This is a genomic window from Nocardioides sp. PD653-B2 (assembly GCF_002117935.1).
In the GTDB taxonomy this organism is placed as follows: domain Bacteria; phylum Actinomycetota; class Actinomycetes; order Propionibacteriales; family Nocardioidaceae; genus Nocardioides.
On record NZ_BDJE01000051.1, the window covers coordinates 72,625 to 90,674 of the forward strand.

Below are 18,050 nucleotides of genomic sequence, written 5' to 3' on the forward strand. Positions count from 1 at the left end.
TCAGCCGGTGACCGCTCGGACGAGCTCCTGGAGCTCGGGCAGGGCCGCCGCCTCGGTGAGCGCGGCCTCGAGGGCCGCGTCGTGGGCCGGCCGGGTCCGGGTCAGCGCCGTGCGGCCGGCCGGGGTCAGCTCCGTGTAGATGCCGCGCCGGTCGTCGGCGCACAGGATGCGCGTGAGCAGGCCGCGTTCCTCGAGCCGGTTGACCAGCCGGGTCGCGGCGCTGGGGGAGAGCCCGGCCGCGCGGGCGAGCTGCGCCATCCGCAGGTGCCAGCCGTCCTGACGAGACAGCGCGTCCATGACCGTGAACTCGACGACCGACAGGCCGTGGGCGTCGCGCAGCGCCTTCTCCAGGCTCGTCTCGATGAGCTGGTGCATCGCGGCCAGGCGTCGCCACCCCTGGGCGCGGACCTCGACGGCCTGATCGCTGATCGCCATGGGGCCACTATACCAGCGATTTGCAATAGACCGCGTGTGCAACTAATTTGGTTGCACACGCTGGATACCCCCTGCACGAAACGGAGCACATGTTGAAACCCGGACTGCTCGCCCTCGCTGTCGGAGGGTTCGGCATCGGCCTGACCGAGTTCGTGATCGCCGGGCTCCTCCCCGAGGTCGCCGCCGACTTCGCCGTCTCGGAGGCCAGCGCCGGGTGGCTGATCTCGGGCTACGCGCTGAGCGTCGCGGTCGGGGCTGTGGGTCTCACCGCCGCCGTGACCCGGCTGCCGCGCAAGCCGGTCCTGCTCGGCCTGATGGTCCTCTTCATCGTGGGCAACCTGCTCTCCGCCGTCGCCGAGACCTACGCCCTCATGCTCGCCGGCCGGGTCATCGCCGCGCTCTGCCACGGCGCGTTCTTCGGGATCGGCGCGGTGGTGGCCGCGGACCTGGTCGCCCCCGAGAAGCGGGCCAGCGCGATTGCGCTCATGTTCGGTGGCCTGACCATCGCCAACGTGCTCGGCGTCCCGGCCGGGACCCTGCTCGGTCAGCAGCTGGGCTGGCGCGCGACCTTCTGGGCGATCACCGGGATCGGCGTCCTGGCGTTCGTCGCGATCGCCCTGCTGGTGCCGAGCGTGACCGAGCGCGCCAAGGCCGCTCCCGGGAGCCTGCTGCGCGAGCTGGCGGCCTTCCGCAACGGACAGGTCTGGCTCTCGCTGACGGTCACGGTCCTGGGCTTCGGCGGCATGTTCGGCGCCTTCACCTACATCGCCTACACGCTCACCTCCGTGAGCGGGTTCGCGGCCGGCTCGGTCCCCTGGCTCCTGGTCCTCTTCGGCGCCGGGCTCTTCGTCGGCAACGCCCTCGGCGGCCGAGCGGCCAACGTCTCGGTCCCGCGCACGCTCCTCGTGGTCCTGGCCGCGTTGACGCTCGTGATGGTCTTCTTCGCACTCACGGCCGCGTCGCAGCTCGCCACGATCGCGTCCCTGGTCCTGATGGGTGCCTTCGGCTTCGCCACCGTGCCCGGGCTCCAGATGCGGATCATGGCGTACGCCGGCGCGGCGCCGACGCTCGCGAGCGGCGCCAACATCGCGGCGTTCAACGTCGGCAACGCCCTCGGCGCGTGGCTCGGCGGCCTGGCGATCGCGGCGGGGCTGGGCTACACCGCGCCGCTCTGGGTGGGCGCGGCCCTCGCGGCCACCGCCCTGGCCGTGCTGGTGCTCGCCGAGCTGCTGGCCGGGCGTCAGTCCTCGGTCAGCATCCCCAGCAGCAGGTCGGCCACGGCCGCCTGCTCGACCGCGAACGGGTGGTAGGCGAGCGCCTCGTTGGCGGTCGTGACGCGCCCGTTGATCCACGGGTCGGCCGCGCAGATGTCGTGGCCGGTGCTGGGTGCCCAGAGGTCGAGGTAGTCGGCCCGTGCGTCGTCGGCGGCGAGGCGGACGGCGCGGGCCAGGCCCTGGTTGACGGCGCGGGCGAACGGGTAGTCGCCCGCCGCGAGCGGCAGCAGGTCGCAGGTGCCGGACTCCGGCACGATCTGCGGGTAGCCGACGACCACGATCCGCGCGTGGGGTGAGCGGTCCCGGACCGCGGCAACGACGCCGGCGACGTTGCGCCGGATGTCAGCGAGCGTCGCGGCGGTGTCGGCCTCCGGATACGCGGCCGTGCACGGCGCCCCCGCCGGGTCCGCGACCGCGAGCTGGGTGCACCGGCCGAGCAGGGTCGCGAACAGCGCGTGGTCGTTGCCCCCGAGGCCGATCGTGACCAGGTCGGTGGCCCGCGACAGCGCGTCGAGCTGCGGCGGCACGGACCCGCCCCGGCCGGTCTGCGGCGTGGTCGCGTTCTGGGTGGCGGCGCCGCTGCAGCTGACGTCGGTCAGCGTGGTGCCGGGCATCGCCTCGGCGACCAGCGCGGGGTAATTCACCCCGGAGCGCAGGCACAGGTTCGAGGTGTCCGTCGGCGGCACCAGCGGCGCGGCGGTGTAGGAGTCGCCGAGCGCGACGTACTGGTCGTACGCCGCGGGCGCGCCCGTGGGCGACCCCGTCGCCCGCGCCGGCCCGGGCGCGGGCTCGTCGGCGTCGCCCGCCCAGCAGCCGGACGTCAGGGCGATCGTCAGCGCCAGGACGGCGGCGGGCAGGAGGCGGGGCATTCCTCCGACCGTACGGTGGTGTCCGAGTCCACACGCCGTGCGGGTGGACGACCCGGTGAGGATGGGGACATGACCGAGACCGCGGGTCCCGAGGAGCCGACCGGCAACGAGTCGCTGGTGACCGTCGTGGTCGCGCTGCTGGCCAACGGCCTGCTCGCGATCGCGAAGTCGGTGGCCGCCGTCGTGACCGGCTCCGCCTCGATGGTCGCGGAGGCCGCGCACTCGTGGTCCGACACGGGCAACGAGGTGTTCCTGCTGGTCGCGGAGCGCCGGGGTGCGCGGCCGCGCGACGCCGAGCACCCGCGCGGCTACGGCCGGTCGACGTACATCTGGTCACTGGTCGCGGCGTTCGGCCTCTTCTCCGCGGGCGCCGTCGTCTCGGTCTGGCACGGGGTGACCCAGCTCGCGGCGGACGAGGCCGAGACGAGCTTCCTGATCAACTACGTCGTCCTCGGCATCGCGCTCGTGCTCGAGGGAACGTCGTTCCTCCAGGCGGCCCGCCAGGTGCGCGGTGCGGCCGAGCGCTTCGGCATGCGCCCGCTGCGCTACGTGACCCGGACGTCGAACCCGACCCTGCGCGCGGTGTTCTTCGAGGACTTCTCCGCGCTGCTCGGGATCCTGCTCGCCGGCTGCGCCATCGCGCTGCACCAGCTCACCGGTGACCCCGTCTTCGACGCGCTCGGCTCGATCGCGGTCGGGGTGCTGCTGGCGTTCGTCGCGGTCTTCCTGATGAGCCGCAACATGGACTACCTGCTGGGGGAGGGACTGACCCCCGAGGTCCGGTCGCGGGTGATCGCCGCGGTGCTCGAGCACCCGGAGATCGACAAGCTGACCTACCTCCACGTCGAGTACGTCGGTCCGCAGCGGATGTTTGTCGTCGCCGCGGTCGACCTGGTCGGCGACGACCCCGAGTCACACCTCGCCGTACGCCTGCAGCGCGTCGAGAGCGACATCGAGCAGAACCCGCTGATCGAGGATGCCGTCCTCACGCTCGCGCTGCCGGACGCGGAGCCGCTCACCCCCTGAGCTCTCGGGGGAACCGACCCTCAGCCCGGGTCGATCACGTCCGACCGCGGTCGAGGTGGCCACGCCGACCTGATCCGCGAGTCCGTCGACGGCCTCGTGGGCGAGGACCCGCCGCCCTGACCGTCAGGCGGTGATGGCGGCGCCGTCGCTCTCGCCCAGCAGCCGGTCGCGCAGGTCGACCAGCTCGGAGACGGCGTCGAGGAAGCGGGTCGTGCTGTCGCCGATCTGGAGGTCGTCGAAGTAGTGGTGCCGCATCGCCACCCGGGCCAGGTGGTGCTCGTCGTGGTCGAGCCGGGCGCCGAGCAGCGCCGTCAGCTCGGCCACCTCGACGTCGGCGATCACGTCGGCGCACCGGCTGACCGGCACCTCGCGGCGCAGCCGCTCGGCGTCGTGGTGCCGGTCGGTGATGAAGATCGGCTTGTCGGTGCACAGGTAGAGCCAGTCGAGCCCGACCGACGACACGTCGGTGACCATCGCGTCGCAGTCCGGCATGATCGCCAGGATGTCGCCGACGGTGATCGCCTCGTGGGGATCGCCGGCCTCGGCCACCAGCTCCAGGATCCGGCGGTGCGCCGCGCGGACGGCCGGCGTACGACTGCTGGCGACCTTGGGGTGCGGCTTGTAGACGAGGCGGACGTCGGGGACGCCGAGGACCGCGCGGACGATCTCGGGGCCGATGGTGTCGATCGACGTGTAGTCGTTGTACTCGGCGTCGCCCTCCCAGGTGGGCGCGTAGAGCACCGTCCGGCGCGGGCTCGGCGCCAGGACCGGACCCGGGTGCAGGTCCAGCTGCGGCCGCCCGATGCGCACCAGCCGGGTGGTGTCGAACTCCAGGAGACCGGCCGCGTGCCGCAGCACCGCGGCCTCGCCGGCGACGAAGACCCGGTCGTAGGCCTTGGCGTTGTTGCTGGCCATGCTCTGCTTGTCGCTCTCACCGTGGTTGATGTGGGCGTGCAGGGCCCGGCCGTGGATGAGCGACTGGAAGTTGAGCATCGAGTTGTTGCAGTAGAGGACGACCTTCGGGTCGAGCTCGACGTAGAGCGCGGTCAGGTCGGGGAAGGACAGCGCCTCGTGGACCGGCAGCGTCGTCTGCTCGCGGAGCACGGCCGCGGAGTCGGGGTCACGCACCACGACGACCACCTGCTGGCGGGCGCTCAGGAGCTCGAGGACGGGGAGCCACTGGACCAGCTGGTAGGTCCGGGTGGGGTCGTCCGCGAAGTAGGCGATCACGGCTTGCTCGTGCACCCACGAATTCTAGTCCTCGCCCGTGGCGGCGCTATCCCAGGGCGACCGTCAGGGCCAGGACGTACTCGGGGTCGTCGAGGCGCTCGCCGTACAGCTCGCGCAGCTGACCCATGCGGTAGCGGACGGTCTGGGGGTGCACGAACAGCTGCTCCGCGACGTCCTCGCGCCGGCCCTGGTGCAGCAGCCACGAACGCAGGGTGTCGGCCAGCTTGTCGGCCGTGCCCGGCCGCAGGTCGGCGAGCGGCGCGAGCAGCTGGGCCCGGAGGTCGGCGCGCGCCGAGGGATCGGCGTCGAGCACCAGCGTCACGAGGTGGGCCTCGGTGTCGAGGTCGATGCCGGCGGCGTGGGCGCGCAGGGCCCGGTCGTACGACGCGCGCACCTCGAGCCACGGTCGCGCCGGCCCGGCCACCGACCCGCGGTCGGCGAGCGTCCGGAGCAGCGCGGTCCGGCGGTGGGCGTGGGCGTCGGGGACCAGCAGCAGCACGCCCTCGTCGAGCTCGGGCGGGTCCGCGGCCTGGAGGGTGCCCGGGGACAGCGAGGACAGCACCGGCCGCACCTGCGCCTCCGGCACGATCACCGCGGTCAGCGTCTTGGGCGGCTCCCACCCGGCCCGCTCGGCCGCGTCGACGACCTGGTCGACCGGCGACCCGGTGAGCAGGTGGTGGACGACCCGCTCCAGCAGCCGCTGGCGGACCCGGCCGGTGGTCGCGAGCTCGTCGGTGTGGCCGGCGACCGCGGCCGCCGACAGCTCGTCGATGTAGGCGAAGACGAGCTCGGCGAAGTCCACGAGTACCTCGCCCTCGACCCCGTTGCGCACCGCGGTCGTCGACATCTCGCGCCAGGAGACGCGGGCCCCGATGCGGAACGCCGCGAGCAGCGCGTCGGTCGACCGCCCGCTGCGGGCCTCACCGCGGCCGAGCTGGTAGGAGCCCTCGACCGCCGGCGCGGTGGGCGTCGACACGTCGGTGCCCCGCTTGCCGCTGGCCAGGGAGAGGAAGCCGCCCAGCGCGACCTGGACGGCGTTGCGGATGGTCTCGCCCATCGGCCCGCTGAACGCGTCGGTGTAGCTGGGCACCTCGTCGATGATCGCGGCGACCACGTGGTCGGCCGCCCGGGGCAGCTCGGCACGCATCTGCTCGACGGCCTCGGCTGACAGCTGGAGTCCGTGGTCCGCCGTACGGCGCGAGCTGTTCCGGACCATGTCGACTCCCGATTGTCACCTGTGAACAAATGTGATGGACAAGTTCACGTTCTATGGACAGGATATTACGCCGCAGGAGCAGCACACTGGAAGACATGAGCATCGCCGTCCCGTCCCGAGCGGGGAGGTCCCCCCGGGGCCTCTCGCTGCGGGAGAGCCTGCGCAAGCTGGCCGACGCCGCCGTCACCCCGCTGGAGATCGACGACGTCCTCGACGTCTTCCACCCGCTGCGCCGCGGCGCCGACCTGCGCGGCCGGATCGTCGAGGTCCGCCCCGAGACCGCCGACGCCGCGACCCTCGTCATCAAGCCCGGCCGCGACTGGGCCGGCCACGTGCCCGGCCAGTACCTCCGCGTCGGCGTCGACGTCGACGGTGTCCGCCTCTGGCGCACCTACTCGCTGACCCACGGGCCGCGCGCCGACCGCTGCATCAGCATCACGGTGAAGGGCATCCCCGGCGGCGTGGTCTCCAACCACCTCGTGCGCCGGGTCAAGGCCGGCCAGATGATCCACCTCGGCCAGGCCCAGGGCGACTTCGTCCTGCCCCAGCCGATCCCCGGCAAGCTGCTGCTCGTCACCGCCGGCTCGGGCATCACCCCGGTCATCGGGATGCTGCGCAACATGTTCTCCCGCGCGGTGCCCGTCACGGCCGACATCGTGCTGCTCCACTCCGCGCTGTCGCGCTCCGAGGTCATCTTCGGCGACGAGCTCCGGGCGTACGCCGCCCAGGGTCGGCTGCGGCTCGTCGAGCTGCACACCGACGTCGACGGGATGCTCGACGTCGACTGTCCCGACACCGGCCTCGCCGCGATCGTGCCCGACCTGGCCGAGCGCACGACGTACGCCTGCGGCCCGGTCGGTCTCCTCGACGCGCTCGAGAAGCACCACACGACCCACGACCTGCCGCTCCACATCGAGCGCTTCCGGGCGCCCGTCATGGCGACCGGCGAGGGCGGCACGCTGACCTTCGCGTCCGGCGTCTCCGTCGAGGCCGACGGCGCCACCCCGATCCTCGACGCGGCCGAGGGTGCCGGCGTCCTGATGCCGAGCGGCTGCCGGATGGGCGTCTGCTTCGGCTGCGTGCTGCCGCTGCGCGAGGGCGCCGTGCGCGACCTCCGCAACGGCGAGATCACCACGGCCTCGCCCGGCGACGGCGTGATCATCCAGACCTGCATCAGCGCCGCCGCCGGCGCCTGCCACATCGACCACTGACCGATCCCCTCCGGTGGTCGAGGAAGGCCCTCTCGGGGCCCGTCTCGACACCCCGGACGACGAAAGGGAACCTGATGACCGCACTGCAGAAGAAGACCGAGTCCCCGATCGCCCACCTCACGCCCGAGGACATCGAGCAGATCGGCATCGAGCTCGACGCCATCCGCCAGGACATCATCGACGACCGCGGCGAGAACGACGCGAAGTACATCCGCACCGTCATCGACGTGCAGCGCCGCATGGAGCTCGCGAGCCGCGCCGTCCTGCTGTTCTCCGCGTTCCCGCCGGCCTGGATCGTGGGCACGACGGGCCTGAGCGTCGCCAAGATCCTCGAGAACATGGAGATCGGCCACAACGTCCTGCACGGCCAGTGGGACTGGATGCGTGACCCGAAGATCCACTCCACGACGTGGGAGTGGGACATGGCGACCCCGGCCAAGCAGTGGCAGCACTCCCACAACGAGCTGCACCACACGTACACGAACGTCATCGGCAAGGACAACGACCTCGGCTACGGCATCATGCGCGTCGACGAGGACCAGCCGTGGCACCCGTTCTTCCTGGTGCAGCCGTTCTGGAACTTCGTCAACGCGTGCTTCTTCGAGTACGGCATCGCGGCGTACGACCTCGAGCTCGGCGCGAACATCAAGCGCAAGAAGACCAAGGAGCCGGAGTTCAAGGCCCGGGTCAGCCAGGTCCTGAAGAAGATCCGCAACCAGGCCACCAAGGACTACGTCGTCCACCCGGCCCTGTCGATCCCGACCGGCTCGTTCCTGCCGACCCTGGCCGCGAACTTCACGGCCAACGTGGTCCGCAACCTGTGGAGCCACTCGATCATCATGTGCGGCCACTTCCCCGAGGGCGTCGAGACCTTCGAGAAGCGCTCGATCGAGGGCGAGACCCGCGGCGAGTGGTACCTGCGCCAGATGCTCGGCGCCGCCAACATCTCCGGCGGCAAGGCGATGCACCTGATGTCGGGCAACCTGTCCCACCAGATCGAGCACCACCTGTTCCCCGACCTGCCGAGCAACCGCTACGCCGAGATCGCCCCGAAGGTGAAGGCGCTCTTCGACAAGTACGAGCTCAACTACCACGCCGCGCCGTTCCCGCAGCAGCTCGCGAGCGCCTGGCACAAGGTGGTCCGCCTGTCGCTGCCCAACGGCTGGCTGGCCACGACCAACCTCAAGAACGCCCCCCAGCAGGTCGCGCTCCTCTACAAGATGACCACCGGTGGCTCGAAGGTCCGCCGGGCCGCCCAGGCCCGGCTCACCCAGCAGTCGCGCCGGCTCGCCGCCTGACCGTCTTCTCCGATAGTCCCTGACGAAAACGGGGTGAAGAGCAGCCCTCGACCCCGCGAACGTCAGGGACTATCGGGATTTCAGGCCCGCAGGAGGTCTCGGGCCCGGCGCCCCGCGGTGCGCCCATGGCGGGCGTGCGCTCGACCGGTCACACTTCGGGCGGGAGCGGTACGGCCGGACGAGGGGTGTGGTGACACGGAGGCAGTGGGCGGCCGAGTACACGGTGCTGGCCTGCCTGCTCGTGCTCGCCGCCCAGACCGTCGCTCTCCTCACGCTCACCCAGCGCGAGGACGCCGGGCGACCGCACCAGGCCCCGATCGTCGTCACCGCGCCCGCAGTCGTCGCGCAGTCCCTCGCCGACCAGGCCGATGCGATGCCCGACGAGCCCTTCGACGCGAGCTGGACCGAGGACGTCGACGAGGCGCGGGCCGCGGTCCGGGACGGGGCGGCCGTCGCGGCTGTCCTCGTCGACCTCAGGACCACCCACGACGTCGTCCTCGTCAACGCGCGCAACGACCGTGACCTCAACCGGGCCGTCGCCGACCGGCTGACGTCGATCGGGACCGCGCGCGAGCGCACGACCGAGGTCCAGGAGATCGCCCCCAGCGCGGACGACGACCCGGCCGGGCGGGTGCGGGTCTTCGTCCTCCTGTGCGGGTTGTTCGGCTTCGGCGCGGTGGTGGCGATCTCCCTGGTCCGCGGACCGTTCGCCCGTACGGCGGGCCTCGGCGTGCTGCGCATCGGGGGCCTGGGCGTGGTCTCGCTCGGTGCGGCGAGCGTGCTCCAGCTCCTCCCGGCGACCGCGCTCGGGGGCAACGACCCCGCGGTGATCGCGCTGGGGGCCGGCTACGGCCTCACCCTCGGCGTCATCACGCTCGCCGTCGAGGCGCTGGCCGGCCTCGTCGGCCTGGCCGCCGTCGCGGCGACGTACTTCGTGCTCGCGACGCCCCTGCTCTCGGGCACCAGCCCCTACCTGCTGCCACCGCCGTGGGCCACCCTGTCGCCCTGGTCGCCGACCGGGGCGATGCAGGCCGCGGTCGCCGACGTCGCCTACTTCGACCCCGGCCGGTCCACCCGGTCGATCCTCCTGGTCGCGGCGTGGGCGCTCCTCGCCGTGGTGGTGCTGCTCCTGGCCCGGCAGTTCCGCCGGAGGGCCGGGGAGGACCCGGTCGAACCGAAGCCGGCCATGCCGCTGCGGCACTGGCGACTCCGGGTCCTCGGGGCGGTGCTGCCGCTGGCCGCGGTGGTGGCGCTGACGATCGCCGTGCTGCCGGCGCCGGGCGTGGTGGCGGCCGAGCGCCTCCCGAGCCTGGCATCCGAGACCACGTGCGTCGACCCGGGGAGGATTCCGCGCGACGTGGCCGAGATCAACCACGAGATCGCGACCCTGCAGGGCAGCCCCGCCTTCCAGGGCGCCGACGTCGGTGCCGACGTCCGGTTGCAGGACGGCCGGTTCGCGCTGGTCTTCGGGGACACGTTGCGCGGGGAGTCGTTCGACGGTCCCCGGTTCGTGCGGAACTCGATGATGCTCTGGGACGAGGACTGCGTGTCCGTCGTGCTGCCGCACAACAAGGGCGCCCTGATCCCGGACCGTCTCGACGGAGTCGGCTACTGGCCGATGTCCGTCGGCGTCGCACACCAGCCGGGCTACGACCTGGTGCTCGTCTCGGCGCAGCGGGTCAAGACGACCGGGGGTGGCTCGTTCGGCTTCGACAACCTCGGTCCCGCGCTCGCGGTCTTCGTCGTCCACGAGGGCGGCACCCCGCAGCTCATCGCCACCGAGGACGTCGGCCCCGACAGCGCTGACAAGAGCCGGCCCGAGTGGGGCGCCGCGCTCACGGTCGACGCCGGGTGGCTCTACCTCTACGGCACGGCGAACCCCGAGGAGCCGGGAGTCTTCGGCTTCTCCCTCCAGGTGGCGCGGGTCCGTCCCGACGACGTGCTCGAGGCCTCGCAGTGGCGCTACTGGGACGGCGCCACCTGGCAGACCGACCCCGACCGGGCGGCCGAGCTGATCCCGGCCGTCGGCGGCGTGTCCCAGACGCTGAGCGTCTTCCACCGCGGCGACCGCTGGTACGCCCTCAGCAAGCAGGACGGCGACCTCGGCGCCGAGCTGGTGTTCTGGACGGCGCCCGGCCCGACCGGGCCCTTCACCGTGACGGCCCCCGTGGCGACGGCCCCGTCGGACCCCGGCAGCGGAGCGGTGCGCTACATGCCGCTCGCCCACCCGTCGATGTTCCCGGAGGCCGGGTCGGTGGTCGCGTCGTACAGCCGCAACAACACCGACTTCGCCAAGGTCCTCGCCGACCCGACGCTCTACCGGCCGAGGTTCCTGCGGCTCCCGCTCCCCGACTGAGCGGGGCGGCGACGCCGCGCTGCGTCGAGCATCCGACGAGTCAGCCGAGGTAGATGACCGGCAGCGCGCTCTCGACGACGTCCGACCCGTCGTCGGAGAGGTGCACGCGGAACGCCCGGGCCTCCGGGCGCGACGAGACCGCCTCGACGAGCTCGCCGTCGCGGAAGAGCAGCGCGCAGCCGTCGTCGGCGGCGTACCCGGCCGGCAGCACCCCCGCCCCGATCAGCTGGGTGTACGTCGGCTGCCGCTCGGGCTCGCCATCGTAGTGGGGACAGGCGCTGCCCGCCAGGAAGCCGAGCCCGTCGTCGAGCGCTGCCAGCGGGCCGAACGAGTCGGTGACCGAGCTCTCGAACCAGCAGTTCATCCCGGCGCTGACGCCGGACAGCACGACGCCCGCGGCGAGAGCCTCGCGCAGGATCTCATCGAGTCCGTGCAGCCGCCACAGGGCGAGCAGGTTCGCGGTGCTGCCGCCGCCGACGTGGATGACGTCCTGGGCGAGCACCAGCGCCCGGAGGTCGACCGTCTCGAGCTCGCTGAGATGGAAGAGCCGCAGGCTGCTGGTCTCCGCGCGCTCCGCGAACGCCTCCACGAACCGGTCGACGTACACCTCCGCGTCGCCGCTCGCGGTCGGCACGAAGCAGATCCGCGGCCGGTCACCGACGCCGCGGCGCCGGGCCGCCAGCGAGAGCAGGAAGTCGTCGAGCAGCGGGTTGTCGGGCTCCATGGCGAAGCCGCCGCCTCCGAAGGCGAGGATCGTGGCGCTGGGCGTCATGCGCCGATCCTCGCAGCCGCTCGACCCGCCGACGAATGTGCTGGGTCACGTCACCGTGGGTCGACACGTCACACAGCGCGGATCGAGGACGAGCCCGACCCGGATCAGCCCAGCGCCGCGCTGACGACGTCCCGAGCCTCGTCCTGCACCCGCGCCAGGTGGTCGGGGCCGCGGAACGACTCGGCGTAGATCTTGTAGACGTCCTCGGTGCCCGACGGCCGGGCCGCGAACCACGCCGACGCGGTCGTCACCTTGAGCCCGCCGATCTTCGCGCCGTTGCCGGGCGCCTCGGTGAGCTTGGCGGTGATCTCCTCGCCCGCCAGCTCGGTCGCGGACACGTCGTCCGGCGAGAGGGCCGCCAGCGCCGCCTTCTGCTCTCGGGTCGCCGCCGCGTCGATCCGGGCGTACGCCGGCTCGCCGTGCTGCTCGACCAGCTCCGCGTAGTGGGCGCTGGGGGACCGACCGGTCTTCGCGAGGATCTCGGAGGCCAGCAGCGCGAGGATGATGCCGTCCTTGTCGGTCGTCCACACGGACCCGTCGGTGCGCAGGAACGACGCGCCCGCCGACTCCTCGCCGCCGAAGCCGAACGACCCGTCGATCAGCCCGGGCACGAACCACTTGAAGCCGACCGGCACCTCGACCATCTCGCGCCCGATCGACGCGGCCACCCGGTCGATCATCGACGACGAGACCAGCGTCTTGCCGATCCGCGCCCCCGCGGGCCAGCCCGGCCGTGCCCCGCCGAAGAGGTACTCGATCGCGACGGCCAGGAAGTGGTTGGGGTTCATCAGCCCGGCGTCGGGCGTCACGATGCCGTGCCGGTCGGCGTCGGCGTCGTTGCCGGTCGCGATGTCGTACTTCTCCTTCTGCGCGATCAGCGACGCCATCGCGGCGGGCGAGGAGCAGTCCATCCGGATCTTGCCGTCCCAGTCGAGGGTCATGAAGCGCCACGTCGGGTCGACCAGCGGGTTCACGACCGTGAGGTCGAGCCCGTGCCGGTCGGCGATCTCGCCCCAGTAGTCGACCGACGCGCCGCCGAGCGGGTCGGCGCCGATCCGCACCCCGGCCTGCTTGATCGCCGCCAGGTCGACGACGTGCGGCAGGTCGTCGACGTAGGTCCCCAGGAAGTCGTACGACGAGGCCGCGGCCCGCGCCCGGGCGAAGGGGATCCGCTTCACGTCCGCCAGCCCGCCGCGGATCAGCTCGTTGGCGCGGCCGGCGATCACCGTGGTCGCGTCGGAGTCCGCCGGGCCGCCGTACGGCGGGTTGTACTTGAAACCGCCGTCGGAGGGCGGGTTGTGCGACGGGGTCACCACGATGCCGTCGGCCAGCCCGGACCCCGAGGATCGCCCGCCGTTCGCCCGGATGATCGCGTGCGAGACCGACGGCGTGGGCGTGTAGCGGTCGCGCGAGTCGACGAGCACGGTCACGTCGTTGGCGGCCAGCACCTCGAGGGCGGTCGCCCACGCCGGCTCGGAGAGACCGTGGGTGTCGCGGCCGATGAAGAGGGGGCCGTCGTACCCCTGCTCGCGCCGGTAGTCGCAGATCGCCTGCGTGGTCGCGAGGATGTGCGTCTCGTTGAAGGCCGTGCGCAGCGACGACCCGCGGTGTCCGCTGGTGCCGAAGGCGACCTGCTGGTCGACGTCGTCGGGGTCCGGCACCCCTGTGTAGTACGCCGTCACCAGGTGCGCGACGTCGACGAGGTCGGAGGGTTCGGCGGGCTGACCGGCGCGGGGATCGCTCATGGCGCCATCATGCCGCGCCGGCCACGCGGCCAGTGACCCTGAGCAGCCGGCCGACGAGATCAGATGTGCAGGGCGACGAGAACGAAGCCGGCGGTCGCGAGCACCAGCACACTCGAGATGACGGTCAGGGCGAGGGTGCCGCTCAGCCGCGCGGCCCGGCGGTCGTCGCGGCAGGCGAGGGTGACCGCCAGCAGGAGGGAGAGGACCGCGGCCACGGTCGCGGGGATCCCGAACGCCAGGGCGTCGCCGGCGCCGCTGAGGCAGAGGATGGCGTCGGGCTCGCAGGTGGCGCCGGCGACCAGGTAGGCCAGGACGGCCAGCAGGCCGGCCAGCGGGACGCACCCGACCAGGGCGATGACCGATCCGACCCGCCGCAGCCGAGGGTGGTTGCTGATCGGCCGCCAGGCGAAGGTCCACCACGCCACCAGCAGTCCCAGCAGGGACGCGCCGAGGAACCACTCCCGGGTCTCCGCCGACCACCGGTCGCGCTCGGAGTGGCAGTAGACGTACTCCTCGCAGCCGGGCGGCGGACCCTGGTGCAGGTACAGCCCGATCAGGTAGGCCGACACCGACGCGCCGGCAAGGGCGACGCCGCCGATCATCGCCAGTCTCCGGTACGCCGGGCGCCCGCTCTCGATGCTCATGGGCCCGAGGCTGTCACCGCCCCACGGGCCGCGGCGTGAGCCCAGGTACTCAACCCCCGGTGCGGCGGCCGTCGCTGCGAGGATGTCCGGGTGCGTCGTGCCGTGGGTCCCCTGCTCGCCGTGACCGTGGCGCTGGTGCTCGCGGACTCCGCGGTGGTGACGCTCGCGCTGCCCGACATCCTCCGACACCTGGACGCGACCGTCGGCGGGGTCGCGTGGGTGCTGATCGCGTTCAACCTCGTGCTGGGCTTCGCGGCCGTGCCGACGGCCGTGGTCTTCGGCCGGACGCCGCCGCGGGTCGTCAGCGCCGTCGGCATCGCGGTGTTCGCCGCCTCCTCCGCGTGGTGCGCGCTGGCGCCGTCGATCGACGCGCTGGTCGCGGCGCGGTGCGTGCAGGCGCTTCGGGGGCGCGCTGGCGCTGGTCGGGTGCCTGGAGCTCATGGCCGCGGAGTACGGCGAGCGGCGCGGCGTCGCGGCCTGGGTCACGGCCGGTGTGGTCGGCACCGCGATCGGGCCGTTCGCGGGCGGGCTGCTCACCCAGGCGTTCTCGTGGCAGGCCATCTTCGTGGTGCAGGTGCCGTTCGCCGTGCTGGCGGTGCCGGCCGCGCTCGCCGTACCCGCGCCGCCGGACCTCACCCCGGACCGGCACCGGCCGGCCATCCGCCCCAACCTGACCCTCGCCCTGCTGTCGGCGGCGCTCACGGCCGCGCTGTTCCTGCTGGTGCTGCTCCTGGTCGAGGGCTGGCGCCGCTCTCCGGGGACCGCGGCGCTGACCGTGTCGGTCGTGCCGCTGGCGGCTCTCGCCGCGCGGCCGCTCGCGCGCCTCCTCCGGCCTCCGGCCGAGGTGGAGGTCGCAGTGGGCTGCTTCCTCATCGCCGGCGGCCTGGTCGGCCTCGCCGTCCCGCCGTCGGCCGACCTCGTCTGGACGATCGCGCCCCAGGCGCTGGTGGGTCTGGGGCTCGGGCTGACCGTCGACCGGCTCACCTCCCAGGCGATGGAGATGCGGCTGCCGCGGATCCGGCACGCGGGGTGGACCATCAGCGCGCGCCACCTCGGCGTGGTCGTGGGGCTGGCAATCCTGACCCCGGTGTTCACCGCCGACCTGCAGGAGGCCCAGGTGCCGGCCCAGGAGGCGATCGCGTCCCTGATGCTGGACGCGCAGCTGTTGCCGGACGACAAGATCGCGGTCGCCCAGGCCCTCGGCGACGAGCTGGTCCAGCAGCAGGGCCAGGTGCCCGATCTGTCCCACGCCTTCGCGACGGCGGATCTCGCGCCCGAGGAGCGCCCGGCTGCCGCCCGGCTCGAGCACGACCTCGACGCCCAGCTGGAGCGGGCGGCGACGCGGGCCTTCCGCGACTCCTTCCTCATCGGCGCCGGCCTCGCGCTCCTCGCCCTGCTCACGGTGGTCGCTCCCCGCAGGCGGGTGCGGTGATGAGCCGGCTCGCCCGCCTGGTCGGCCTGCCGGTGGTCGCGCTGGTCCTGGTGGGTGGCGTGCTCGGGGTGCAGGTCGCCCAGGGCGGCGGCGACTTCGAGCCGCTCCAGCCGGCCGACCCGTGCGCCGAGCGGGCGGTCGTCTCGCGCGCCGACGGCATCGACGGCCTCACCGAGCGTCTCGTGCTGCTCGGGATCGACGGCGCCGCCTGCCGCCTCGGCGTCAGCCGCGAGGCGCTCACCTTGGAGCTCGCCCGGCCCGGCGCCCGCAGCGATGCCGAGGTCGACGCCCTGCACGACGGCCTGCTGTCCGCCGTGCAGCGGATGAAGGACGACGGCACCCTGCCGCCCGCCTCCGACCTGGTCGACGACGCCCTCGGCAGCGCGGACCTCAACGGCTTCCTCGAGGCCGCGATCCGCGCACTGCCGGACTCGGTGGTCGATGCGGCCCTGAAGACCGACGACGTCCTCACCCGCGCGATCGACGGCCTGGACCTGCGCGCCCTCCTGGAGAACCTCGACGACCGGGACGACCTCAACCGGCAGCTCGACGCCGCGATCACGCAGGCCGTCGAGGACTCGCTCGCCGCCCGGCTCCGCGAGCTCCTCTGACCTGCGAGCCAGCTCTCAGAGGCCGAGTGCGCTGAGCACGAAGCCGGCCGCGACGAGGACGAAGACTCCCGAGGCCAGGGCCATGGCGAGGGTCCCGCTCACCTGGCTGGGCCGCCGGTCGTCGCGGGAGCCGATGGCGACCGCCATCAGGAGGCAGAGGGCGACGCCGTACGTCGCGGGGACGGCGACGACCAGCGCGTCCTGGGTGCCGCCGAAGCAGAAGGTGTTGGGGTCGCAGTCGGTGCCGGCGAGCACGATCGCCACGACCGTCAGGAGGCCGGTCAGGGGGACGCACACGATCAGGCCGACGACGGAGCCGACCCGGCGCAGTCGCGGGCGGTCGCTGACCGGCTGCCACACCAGCCCGGACCAGGCGACCAGCAGCCCCACCAGGAAGGCCCCGAGGAACCAGTCCCGGGTCGCCCAGTCCCACAGGTCTCGCTCCGAGGGGCAGAACAACGGGTCGGCGTCGCAGTGCATCGGCACGGGCGAGCGGGTGTACAGGCCGATCACGAAGGCCAGCAGCGAAGCGCCGGCGACGGCGATGCCACCGAGCAGCGCGGGGTTCCGGTACGGCGGGACGTGGCTCTCGATGATCATGACCCCGAGGCTGTCAGTGGTCGCCGCTCGCCGCGTGAGCCCGAGTACTCAATCCGGTGGCGAGGGGAGGAAGTCCCCTCATCTGGGCGCTCGTCCCGCTCGTGGGGGCGGGCGCGAGCGCCGTCGTGGCTCACCCACGGGTGCCGGCTCCCGGCAGACGATCGCCTACGCCCCGCGCGGCTCCGTCGTGCGGTCCGGCTCCGCCGCCTGACGCGCCCGCGCCGACCGCCGTCGGGCCGCGAGGCCCACGCCGAAACGACGCAGCGGATCCTCGAAGCACACGTGCGCGACGTGCGCCGCGACGAAGGCGAGCGTGAGGCCGACCGCGGTCGAGAGGAGCGACCCCGGGAAGCCCCAGGCGGCCGGCAGCACGGCCTCCGCGGCGTTCAGCCCGAAGTTGTGCAGCAGGTAGAGCGCGTAGGAGAGACCGGCGACGTAGACCATCGGCCGCGAGCCCAGCCAGCCCACCCGCGTGGAGGTCGTCGTGACCAGACCGACCAGCGTCAGCGCCACGACGAGATCGAAGACCGGGTAGAGCCACCCCTGGGGCAGGATCTCCTCGGCGCCGAACTGGAGCACCACGAGCGTGATGCAGGCCAGCAGCAGGACCGGCGGGCGGCCGACGACCGCGAGCCGGTCGTAGGAGCGGCGGTGGTGCAGGAGCGTCGCGCACAGTGCGCCGAGGGCGATCGGGGTGTAGCTCTCCAGCGAGACGCCCCACCCGCCGCCGAGGTAGCCGGCCACCGTGCAGGTGAGGGCGACGACACCGAGCGCGACGGCCTGCGACCGGCCCCGGGCCCTGAGCAGCACGAAGCCCAGCAGCGGCCAGACGAGGTAGAACTTCTCCTCGATCCCGATCGACCATGCCATGTCGAAGGGGACGAGCACGCCGTGGTTGAAGAAGACCGAGTGCTCGGGAAAGAAGAGCACAAAGTAGGGGATGTTCTCGACGAAGGCGTCACGTCGCTCGGGTTGGAGCCCGAGGCCCACGATCAGCACGCAGTAGAGCAGGAACACCGCGAAGAACAGCGGGTAGATGCGGAAGACCCGCTGGAGGTAGAACGCGCTCAGGCTGACGCCCTCGGGGTGTGCGTCGCGCTCGCGCAGCATCAGGGTGTTGATCAGGAAGCCACTGAGCACGAAGAAGATCGTGACCCCGGACGGGCCGTGCAGCAGCGGCCACACGTGCTGGTAGGCCGGGTGTGCGGTGAAGACGAGCACGACCGAGATCGCCCGCACCCCGTCGAGGGCAGGGAACCGGCGCAGGCCGCGGTAGCCCGCGTGCTCGATGAAGCCGGCCCCCATGACATCCCCCCGTGACATACCCCTGT

The 18,050-nt window shown here is 72.7% G+C and carries 16 protein-coding genes; 7 read left to right on the plus strand and 9 right to left on the minus strand.

Annotation, left to right across the window (positions count from 1 at the left end; genetic code table 11):
* Window positions 1-435 (minus strand): MarR family winged helix-turn-helix transcriptional regulator, encoded by a 435-nt coding sequence (locus tag PD653B2_RS21085; RefSeq protein ID WP_085874378.1) that lies wholly within the window; start codon window positions 433-435, stop codon window positions 1-3.
* Between the two features lie 89 nt (window positions 436-524).
* Between PD653B2_RS21085 and PD653B2_RS21090 the strand changes: the two genes are divergently transcribed.
* Complete coding sequence (locus tag PD653B2_RS21090; RefSeq protein WP_085874379.1) at window positions 525-1,745, plus strand: MFS transporter; 1,221 nt, start codon at window positions 525-527, stop codon at window positions 1,743-1,745.
* On the opposite strand, the gene PD653B2_RS21095 is transcribed toward PD653B2_RS21090, so the two are convergent.
* The gene (locus PD653B2_RS21095) at window positions 1,676-2,578 is read right to left on the minus strand and encodes an SGNH/GDSL hydrolase family protein (RefSeq protein ID WP_085874380.1); all 903 of its coding nucleotides are present in this window, start codon (window positions 2,576-2,578) and stop codon (window positions 1,676-1,678) included. The genes PD653B2_RS21090 and PD653B2_RS21095 overlap by 70 nt on opposite strands.
* Before the next feature lie 69 nt (window positions 2,579-2,647).
* On the opposite strand from PD653B2_RS21095, the gene PD653B2_RS21100 reads away from it, so the two are divergent.
* The gene (locus PD653B2_RS21100) at window positions 2,648-3,604 is read left to right on the plus strand and encodes a cation diffusion facilitator family transporter (RefSeq protein WP_085874381.1); all 957 of its coding nucleotides are present in this window, start codon (window positions 2,648-2,650) and stop codon (window positions 3,602-3,604) included.
* Between the two features lie 123 nt (window positions 3,605-3,727).
* Here the strand turns inward: PD653B2_RS21100 and PD653B2_RS21105 are convergent, their stop codons facing one another.
* Both PD653B2_RS21105 and PD653B2_RS21110 read right to left on the minus strand, forming a co-directional pair.
* Window positions 3,728-4,849 carry a CDP-glycerol glycerophosphotransferase family protein gene (locus tag PD653B2_RS21105; RefSeq protein WP_085874382.1) on the minus strand — a complete coding sequence of 374 codons (1,122 nt, stop codon included), beginning with the start codon at window positions 4,847-4,849 and terminating at the stop codon, window positions 3,728-3,730.
* A gap of 31 nt (window positions 4,850-4,880) precedes the next feature.
* Window positions 4,881-6,050, minus strand: a complete 1,170-nt coding sequence (locus tag PD653B2_RS21110; RefSeq protein WP_085874383.1) for a PucR family transcriptional regulator — start codon at window positions 6,048-6,050, stop codon at window positions 4,881-4,883.
* 95 nt (window positions 6,051-6,145) lie between these two features.
* Between PD653B2_RS21110 and PD653B2_RS21115 the strand changes: the two genes are divergently transcribed.
* From PD653B2_RS21115 to PD653B2_RS21125, 3 genes are all read left to right on the plus strand, one after another.
* Complete coding sequence (locus PD653B2_RS21115; protein WP_085874384.1) at window positions 6,146-7,261, plus strand: ferredoxin reductase; 1,116 nt, start codon at window positions 6,146-6,148, stop codon at window positions 7,259-7,261.
* A 74-nt stretch (window positions 7,262-7,335) separates the two neighbouring features.
* Entirely contained in the window at window positions 7,336-8,559 is a 1,224-nt protein-coding gene (locus PD653B2_RS21120; protein WP_085874385.1) for a fatty acid desaturase family protein, read from the plus strand.
* A gap of 190 nt (window positions 8,560-8,749) precedes the next feature.
* Window positions 8,750-10,915, plus strand: a complete 2,166-nt coding sequence (locus tag PD653B2_RS21125) for a DUF4185 domain-containing protein (protein ID WP_133059054.1) — start codon at window positions 8,750-8,752, stop codon at window positions 10,913-10,915.
* 40 nt (window positions 10,916-10,955) lie between these two features.
* On the opposite strand, the gene PD653B2_RS21130 is transcribed toward PD653B2_RS21125, so the two are convergent.
* From PD653B2_RS21130 to PD653B2_RS21140, 3 genes are all read right to left on the minus strand, one after another.
* Window positions 10,956-11,687: a peptidase E gene (locus PD653B2_RS21130; protein ID WP_085874387.1), complete on the minus strand. Its 732-nt coding sequence runs from the start codon at window positions 11,685-11,687 to the stop codon at window positions 10,956-10,958.
* Window positions 11,688-11,791: 104 nt separating this feature from the next.
* Window positions 11,792-13,432, minus strand: a complete 1,641-nt coding sequence (pgm, locus tag PD653B2_RS21135) for a phosphoglucomutase (alpha-D-glucose-1,6-bisphosphate-dependent) (protein ID WP_085874388.1) — start codon at window positions 13,430-13,432, stop codon at window positions 11,792-11,794.
* 59 nt (window positions 13,433-13,491) lie between these two features.
* On the minus strand, window positions 13,492-14,076 hold the full coding sequence (locus tag PD653B2_RS21140; RefSeq protein ID WP_133059053.1) for a hypothetical protein: 585 nt from the start codon (window positions 14,074-14,076) through the stop codon (window positions 13,492-13,494).
* Window positions 14,077-14,515: 439 nt separating this feature from the next.
* On the opposite strand from PD653B2_RS21140, the gene PD653B2_RS21145 reads away from it, so the two are divergent.
* Window positions 14,516-15,508, plus strand: coding sequence for an MFS transporter (locus PD653B2_RS21145; RefSeq protein WP_207559468.1), 993 nt, complete (start codon window positions 14,516-14,518; stop codon window positions 15,506-15,508).
* Window positions 15,508-16,119, plus strand: a complete 612-nt coding sequence (locus PD653B2_RS21150; protein WP_085874390.1) for a hypothetical protein — start codon at window positions 15,508-15,510, stop codon at window positions 16,117-16,119. The genes PD653B2_RS21145 and PD653B2_RS21150 overlap by 1 nt, the downstream gene beginning before the upstream one ends.
* 15 nt (window positions 16,120-16,134) lie before the next feature.
* Here the strand turns inward: PD653B2_RS21150 and PD653B2_RS21155 are convergent, their stop codons facing one another.
* Window positions 16,135-16,719 carry a hypothetical protein gene (locus PD653B2_RS21155; RefSeq protein WP_085874391.1) on the minus strand — a complete coding sequence of 195 codons (585 nt, stop codon included), beginning with the start codon at window positions 16,717-16,719 and terminating at the stop codon, window positions 16,135-16,137.
* 165 nt (window positions 16,720-16,884) lie between these two features.
* On the minus strand, window positions 16,885-18,042 hold the full coding sequence (locus tag PD653B2_RS21160) for an acyltransferase family protein (protein ID WP_085874392.1): 1,158 nt from the start codon (window positions 18,040-18,042) through the stop codon (window positions 16,885-16,887).
* Window positions 18,043-18,050: the final 8 nt, after the last annotated feature.